This is a genomic window from Vreelandella olivaria (assembly GCF_023507745.1).
Lineage (GTDB): Bacteria > Pseudomonadota > Gammaproteobacteria > Pseudomonadales > Halomonadaceae > Vreelandella > Vreelandella olivaria_A.
In genome coordinates, this window is sequence record NZ_JALPZO010000099.1 from 1 (window position 1) to 531 (window position 531).

Genomic DNA, 531 nt, shown 5'->3' on the forward strand with positions numbered 1-531 from the left:
CGTTCCCACAGGCGCTCGTAACCCCGAGAATGAACGTCAGCGCTTCGACTTAGTCGCCCTGGGGCAGGATAACGTACTGCGCATGGCCTTCTTCGATCAGTTCCGGGGTGAAAGCGTTATCTATTCGCTACCCTGGGAGGAAACCGAGCCACGCTTTGAGGTAGCCGTAGGCGACTATGGCGTGAACGATATTGCCGCTAACGAACACGGCGAGGTGTATATTCTGGCCCGCAAAGGTCGGCCCATCACGCTAATGCCCAAAGAGCAGTTGGTGAAGCACCCAACATCGGTCTGGCATTGGAATGGTAACCAACTCACCGAGCTGCATGAATTTGATAGCGATCTGGTGGGCTATGCCCTGTATATCACCCCGGAAGAGGGCTTGCTGTTTGATGGGGTGAACGAAGGGAGCCTGCTGGGTAAGGATGTGACTGCGGTCAGCTACGATGGTGGTGCCCGCTGGCAGATAGAGGATGAAGGCCGTAGTGCCCAGGGAGGCTACTACGATACCAACACAGGCGAACGCTGGCG

The 531-nt window shown here is 56.7% G+C and carries 1 protein-coding gene; it reads left to right on the top strand.

Translation table 11 applies throughout. The features are described 5' to 3' along the window. On the top strand, positions 1-531 hold a 531-nt coding region (locus HP566_RS21850; protein WP_249976704.1), incomplete at both ends, for a hypothetical protein.